Source organism: Parvibaculum sp. (genome assembly GCF_002684405.1).
Classification (GTDB): Bacteria; Pseudomonadota; Alphaproteobacteria; order Parvibaculales; family Parvibaculaceae; genus Parvibaculum.
In genome coordinates this window covers 1-6630 of the sequence record NZ_NYVD01000163.1, presented here as the reverse complement: position 1 = coordinate 6630, position 6630 = coordinate 1, and the positions used below count along the sequence as shown (strand labels likewise).

Below are 6630 nucleotides of genomic sequence, written 5' to 3'. Positions count from 1 at the left end.
TCGGTCGCGGTGCCGGTGGGCGAGGAAACGGCGGACCGTCTCGTCGCCGCTCTGAAGCCCCGCGTGGAAGGTCTGAAAGTCGGTCTCTCGACCGAGCCCGACAGCGATTACGGCCCCGTGGTTTCCAAGGCGCATCTGGAAAAGGTGCAGGGCTATATCGATCTCGGCCTCAAGGAAGGCGCGGAGCTGGTGGTCGATGGACGCGGCTTCTCGCTGCAGGGCTATGAGAACGGCTATTTCATGGGCGGCTCGCTCTTCGACAAGGTGACGCCCGACATGAAGATCTATAATGACGAGATCTTCGGCCCGGTTCTCTCGGTCGTCCGTACCAAGACGTTTGAGGAAGCCGCCGCCTTGCCGACGAAGCATCAATATGGCAATGGCATCGCAATCTATACGCGCGATGGCGATGCGGCCCGCAGTTTCGCCTCGCAGGTTCAGGTCGGCATGGTCGGCATCAATGTGCCGATCCCGGTGCCGCTCGCCTATCACACCTTCGGCGGCTGGAAGCGGTCGGCCTTCGGCGATACCAACCAGCACGGCACGGAAGGCGTGAAGTTCTGGACCAAGGTCAAGACCGTCACTTCCCGTTGGCCGAGCGGTGTGAAGGAAGGCGCGTCTTTCGTCATTCCGACGATGGAATAAGAACTGTAAGCTGCGCTGAATCTTCCTTGAAGGGACGCTCATGCAGCCGGACGGTTTCAATCTCGATGCTTACTTTGCGCGGATCGGTTATGCCGGTCCGCGCGATGCGTCTGTGGGGACGTTGCGGGCGCTCCACTGGGCGCAGGCGACGCGCATTCCCTTCGAAAATCTCGATGCGCTGCTGAGGCGGCATGTGCCGCTCGACCCGCCGTCGCGCAACGGCAAACTCGTCGGTGCGATGCGGGGCGGATACTGCTTCGAGCATAACGCGCTGCTGGCCGAGGCGCTCCGTGCGCTGGGCTTCAAGGTAACGGGCCTCATTGCACGGGTGCGCTGGATGACGCCACCGGAAGATGCCACGCCGCGCAGTCATATGATTTTGAAGGTCGAAACCGACGAGGGGCCTCATATCGCCGATACGGGCTTCGGCGCGGCGACGCTGCCCGTGCCGTTGCGGTTTGTCGGCGACGAAGCGCAGGAAACACCGCTGGAGCCCTTCCGGCTTGCGACCCGGGACGACAGCTATGAGATGCAGGCGCTGCTCGGCGAGGACTGGACGCCGCTTTATCGCTTCACGATGGAGCCGCAGGCGTCGGTCGATTACGAGGCGGCCAACTGGTACACCTCCACCCATCCGCGCTCGCTCTTCACCAATCATCTCGTTGTCTGCCGTCCGGATGAGGGCGTGCGTTATGCGCTGATGAACGACCGGCTGACGGTAAGGCCGCTGGGAGGGGAGCCCGAGACGCGGCGGCTTGGCGATGTCGACGCGCTTGTTGCGGCCTTGCGCGATCTCTTCCTGATCGAGGTGAGCGCGGAGGACCGCGCCGCGCTTGGCGGGTGGATGAAGCTCTGGGCGGCTGCCGGCGACGGCGAGGTTCAGGCGTCAGGCGATGTCGTCCGCGAGCGGATCGAACCGCCACTTGCGGGCGATGGCGGCCGGTAGGTCGATATCGTTGCGCCGGGCGAACAGCAGGATATGGCCGAGCAGGTCCGCCGTTTCATTGGCCAATTCTTCCCGCAATGCGGTATCGTCGAGACCGCGCCGTCTCCCGCGCGCCGTCAGTTTCATCCAGACCTGGGTGAGTTCGCCCAGCTCCTCCTGCATTTTCAGGACGAACCAGTCCTCGTCGCGCGCGATGCCGTTGGAGGACGCATAGTTTTGGGATGCTTGTTCGAAGCGGTCGGCGAGTTTAAGGAGAGGCGGCATTGATCGGGCTCCCGATTGGCGGGCCCGATATTGGCCGATTCTTTTTGTTCACTCAATGTTCCAGTTCTGACGAGATTTCATGAGTTCAGGTCCCCTCAAGGCTTACAAGCAACTGGTCGCGGCGGGGGAGCTCACCGAAGACCGCGCGCAGGCATATGTCGCGCAGCGCCTGCAGCATCTGGCCGACGAATTGAAAAACTGGACGCCGGGCAAGAAGGCCGGGCCGCTTTCCTTCATCGGTATCGGCAAGCCCGTCACCTCGCCGGAGGGGCTCTATATCTGGGGCGCGGTCGGGCGCGGCAAGTCCATGCTGATGGACCTCTTCTATGAGCATGCGCAGATAGTGCCCAAGCGGCGTATCCATTTCCATGCCTTCATGGCGGAAACGCATGACCGTATCTTCAAATGGCGCCAGCTCGAAAAGGAAGGGAAGGTGAAGGGGAGCGATCCGATCCCGCCTGTCGCGAAACAGATCGCGGATGAGGCGGCGCTTCTCTGCTTCGACGAGTTCCAGGTGCATGACATTGCCGACGCCTCGATCCTCGGCCGGCTCTTCACGCAGCTTTTCGATCTCGGCGTGGTCGTTGTCGCGACCTCCAATCGCGAACCGGACGAGCTTTACAAGAACGGTCTCAACCGGCACCGCTTCCTGCCCTTCATCGATCTCGTGAAGCAGCGCATGGACGTGCTGAAACTCGATTCCGACACCGATTACCGTATGGACCGCATCAAGGGCATGCCGGTTTATTATGCGCCGCTCGATGCGCGCGCCGACGCCGCGCTGGCGGATGCCTTCGAGAGGCTGACGGACCGCAAGCAGGGCGATCCCATGGTGCTGGAGGTCAGGGCGCGCGCCGTCTCCGTGCCGGAAGCGGCGCATGGCGTGGCGCGGTTTCATTTCAACGATCTTTGCGCCAAGGCGTTGGGCGCATCGGACTACATCAAGATCGCGGAAGCTTTCCACACGGTCATATTGCGCGATGTACCGAAGCTGACGCCGGACAAGCGCAACGAAGCGAAGCGCTTCGTCACGCTGATCGATGAGCTTTACGAGGCGAAGACACGGCTCTTCATGTCTGCCGAGGCAGAGCCCGGCGACCTTTACCCGAAAGGCGACGGCGCGTTCGAGTTCGAGCGCACCGTCTCCCGACTGATGGAAATGCAGAGCACGGAATATCTGGCGCTCCGCGAAGACATCTGACGGCTATAGAGCGTCAGGCCGCCGGTTTCATTTCTTGCATGCCATCGTCACGCTCTCGCCGATGGAGATGGGAGCTTTCGACGGGGTCGCCAAGCGCCTCCTTTTGGTTTTGTCCGGTCAGCCGTTCTCGATGTCGCGCGCGGCGCGGTCGAGCGTTTCGGCAATGCGCTTGGCTTCGTCGCGGTCGATGGGGCCGCGTTCCCCGCGCATGTAGAGGACGTTGCGCAAATTCTCGATGGCGCGCTGGATTTCCGGCGCGGGCCGGTCGGCCTGTTCGGACGCGACTTCGCGCATCCGCGCCTTCACCGCCTCGGCGGCGCTGCGGTTTTCCGCGAGATAGGCTTCGCCCTCCGCCGTGATGGCGAATTGTTTGCGATTGCCGTCGCCTTCGGTCGCCGCGATCTGGCCCATCTCTTCCAGAAGGGTGAGGGTGGGGTAGATCACGCCCGGGCTCGGGGTATAGGCGCCGCCCGTTTCCTCTTCGATGGCCTTGATGATCTCATAGCCATGGCGCAGCTTTTCCGCGATGAGGCCGAGGATCAGGAAGCGCAGATCGCCCTGTTCGAAAATCCGGCCCCGGCGCCGCCTGTGCCGTCGGCCCCAGCCGCGTCCGCCGCCCATTTCCTCGAAGCCCTCGAAGCCGTCGCCGGGGCCTCTTCCGTGCCGATGCCTGTGGGCATGGCCGAACATTTTTCTGTTACGCATTAGATGTTCTCCGATACAGTTTAGATATATCGAAAAATAAGATATGTTTAGATATATCTAAATTCAAGACCGAATTTACCCGGCGCAGCAAAACAGCGAAAAAAGGGGAGAAATCAGCGGCCGCCGACGCGCAGGCCGTATTCGTTCAGCGGCGTTTCGGCCTCCGCCACGCGCTTGCCGTCATAGCGAAGCTCATAGGAGAAGGACTGGCCGAAGCTCGCGGAGAGCATGCCGAAGGACAGCGACTGGTCCTCGGAGCGGGCGTCGCGGGCGATCTCCAGCGAGAACGCCCTGGCGGCGTCACGGTTCACCGGCATGAAGCCCAGAAGCTGCGGGTCGAGATCCGCGGCGGAGGCGACCTGAACCGGCTCACCTTCATTGTCCTTGTCGGCGCTTTCCAGCAGCGCAATCACGCCATGAAAGTCGTCCTGCGTGGCAATGGTGCCCGGCGTCTCGCAGAAATCGCGGGTGTCGTTGAGCAGGGATTCCAGGATGCGGCAGTCCTTGCCGGTCACTTCCGACAGCGCATGTTCGGTGAGGTCGCGGCCTGTAAAGACGGTGGAGACGAGGCCGGCGATGCTCCAGGCCTGTCCGATCGTGACCGCGCCGATCAATGGCGCGGCGCAGCCGGAAAGCGAGACCGAGAGGGCGGCGATTGCGCCCAGCCGGAGCAGTTTCCTGCCGGATATCAGTGCTGAAAAGCTGTTTTCGAATTGCCCGGTCATGTCACGCACCCCACTTGCGTGATGTGGAGACCGCCCCCTGCGGCCTCGAAACGGCCGCGGCCCTGCTGCCCGTTCGGGCGCTGGCCGCATTGCATCCAATCTGTTGAAACACAGCGTGTTTCAGCTTCAAAGGATGCGCCCCCACGCAGCCAAAAGTTTGCGCCCCATTTTGAGACAGAGTCAATCTGCGATCACGGATGTGGTTAATGGGCGACAAGACGGCAACCTGTTCGTTCGGGGGACGGTGCTCATGTCCGCTGCAAGTATCGTTCCGTGCTCTTAATGTCCCGTAAAAGCGCGTTTTCTGCTTGATGCGTTGCGGAAAGGGCGGATTCAGGCTAGTAGGCTGCCAGAATTTCCCACTTAGACCGCCGGGCCCGTCCGTCTTCAGGACATTCCCTCCCGGCAGCATCTCCGGAGGCATCAACATGGCGCGTAACAAGATCGCTCTTATCGGCGGCGGCCAGATCGGTGGCACGCTCGCCCTTCTCTCGGGCCTGAAGGAACTTGGCGACGTCGTCGTGTTCGACATTGCGGAAGGCCTGCCCCAGGGCAAGGCGCTGGACCTGGCCGAAGCGTCGCCCGTCGAAGGGTTCGACGCGGCGATGTCCGGCACCAACAGCTATGAAGACATCAAGGACGCCGATGTGGTGATCGTCACCGCCGGCGTGCCGCGCAAGCCCGGCATGAGCCGCGACGATCTGCTCGGCATCAATCTGAAGGTGATGGAGCAGGTCGGTCAGGGCATCGCCAAGAATGCGCCGAACGCTTTCGTGATCTGCATCACCAACCCGCTCGACGCGATGGTCTGGGCGCTGCGCCAGTTCTCCGGCCTGCCGCACAACAAGGTCGTGGGCATGGCGGGCGTGCTCGACAGCGCGCGCTTCCGCTATTTCCTCGCCGAAGAGTTCAACGTCTCCGTGGAAGACGTGACGGCCTTCGTGCTGGGCGGCCATGGCGACACGATGGTGCCGCTGCCGCGCTACTCCACCGTTGCCGGTATCCCGCTTCCCGATCTGGTCAAGATGGGCTGGACCACGCAGGAGAAGCTCGACCAGATCATCCAGCGCACGCGCGACGGCGGCGCGGAGATCGTCGGTCTGCTGAAGACCGGGTCCGCCTTCTATGCGCCCGCCTCCTCCGCCATCTCGATGGCCGAGGCCTATCTGAAGGACAAGAAGCGCGTTGTGCCCTGCGCGGCCTATCTCGATGGCCAGTACGGCGTGAAGGACATGTATGTCGGTGTGCCGACCGTGATCGGCGAGGGCGGCATTGAGCGCATCGTCGAAATCGAAATGGATGCAGACGAAAAGGCCCAGTTCCAGAAGTCGGTCGACTCGGTTCAGGGGCTCGTGGATGCCTGCAAGAAGATCAATCCGGAAGTCGCCAAGGGCAAGTAAGTCCTTTCTGCGTTTCGGATGAATTCAGGGCGGCCCTAAGGGGCCGCCCTTTTCTTTTGCTCTTGCCGTCTCCTCTCTCCCGACCTATTTTAATGATAGTCATTAATCCATGGCTCTTCGGGAGGATGCGGAATGGGGCGAAAGATCGGGATTGCGCTGGCGGGCCTCGCCGGGGTTGTCGTTCTTGCCGGGGGGCTTGCCTGGGCGGTTTTGTGGTTCTCGCCTTCCCTGCAGGACGCCGCCATAGAGCGCCGGGCAACCGCCATGGTGACGCCCGAAAACGAGGTTCTGTCGAAGAACGCGCTCCATGTCGTCTTTTGCGGTACGGGTTCGCCGCTGCCGGACCCCGACCGGGCAAGCGCCTGCTACGGCATATATGCGGGCGGGCATTTCTTTCTGCTGGATGCCGGGCCGGGTGGGTGGGCAAAGCTTGCGCGGATGCGCGTGCCGGTAGGCGGCATAGACGGCGTGCTGTTGACCCATCTCCATTCCGACCATATCGGCGGTCTGCCCGATATTGCGCTCAACACATGGGCCGCGGGCCGAAAGGCGCCGCTCAGGGTCTATGGCCCCCGCGGGACCGAGATGGTAGTTGAGGGGCTCGACGAGGCCTATGCGATCGATAATGGCTACCGGATCAAGCATCACGGGCCGAAGCTGCTGCCGCCCGAGGCCGCGCATATGGAGGCGGTTATCGTCGATGTGCCGGACTACGACAAAGCCGTCACCGTCTTCGACAGGGAC

General features: G+C 62.4%; 8 protein-coding genes. 5 read left to right on the top strand and 3 right to left on the bottom strand.

Annotated elements, in window-relative coordinates:
- Both CMI59_RS15140 and CMI59_RS15135 read left to right on the top strand, forming a co-directional pair.
- Positions 1–645 (top strand): aldehyde dehydrogenase family protein (locus CMI59_RS15140; protein WP_293329069.1); only part of this gene is annotated, 645 nt, incomplete at its 5' end.
- A gap of 40 nt (positions 646–685) precedes the next feature.
- Complete coding sequence (locus CMI59_RS15135) at positions 686–1591, top strand: arylamine N-acetyltransferase (protein WP_293329068.1); 906 nt, start codon at positions 686–688, stop codon at positions 1589–1591.
- Here the strand turns inward: CMI59_RS15135 and CMI59_RS15130 are convergent.
- Positions 1532–1855, bottom strand: a complete 324-nt coding sequence (locus CMI59_RS15130; RefSeq protein ID WP_293329067.1) for a pyrophosphatase — start codon at positions 1853–1855, stop codon at positions 1532–1534. The genes CMI59_RS15135 and CMI59_RS15130 overlap by 60 nt on opposite strands.
- 79 nt (positions 1856–1934) lie before the next feature.
- Between CMI59_RS15130 and zapE the strand changes: the two genes are divergently transcribed.
- Entirely contained in the window at positions 1935–3056 is a 1122-nt protein-coding gene (gene zapE / locus CMI59_RS15125) for a cell division protein ZapE (RefSeq protein ID WP_293329066.1), read from the top strand.
- A gap of 117 nt (positions 3057–3173) precedes the next feature.
- Here zapE and CMI59_RS15120 read toward each other — a convergent pair whose 3' ends face one another.
- Positions 3174–3761 carry a PadR family transcriptional regulator gene (locus CMI59_RS15120; RefSeq protein WP_293329065.1) on the bottom strand — a complete coding sequence of 196 codons (588 nt, stop codon included), beginning with the start codon at positions 3759–3761 and terminating at the stop codon, positions 3174–3176.
- 113 nt (positions 3762–3874) lie between these two features.
- Positions 3875–4486 carry a hypothetical protein gene (locus CMI59_RS15115; RefSeq protein WP_293329064.1) on the bottom strand — a complete coding sequence of 204 codons (612 nt, stop codon included), beginning with the start codon at positions 4484–4486 and terminating at the stop codon, positions 3875–3877.
- A gap of 428 nt (positions 4487–4914) precedes the next feature.
- Here CMI59_RS15115 and mdh point away from each other — a divergent pair, with 428 nt between their 5' ends.
- Both mdh and CMI59_RS15105 read left to right on the top strand, forming a co-directional pair.
- Positions 4915–5886: a malate dehydrogenase gene (gene mdh, locus CMI59_RS15110; protein WP_293329063.1), complete on the top strand. Its 972-nt coding sequence runs from the start codon at positions 4915–4917 to the stop codon at positions 5884–5886.
- A 132-nt stretch (positions 5887–6018) separates the two neighbouring features.
- Positions 6019–6630 (top strand): MBL fold metallo-hydrolase (locus tag CMI59_RS15105; RefSeq protein WP_293329062.1); only part of this gene is annotated, 612 nt, incomplete at its 3' end.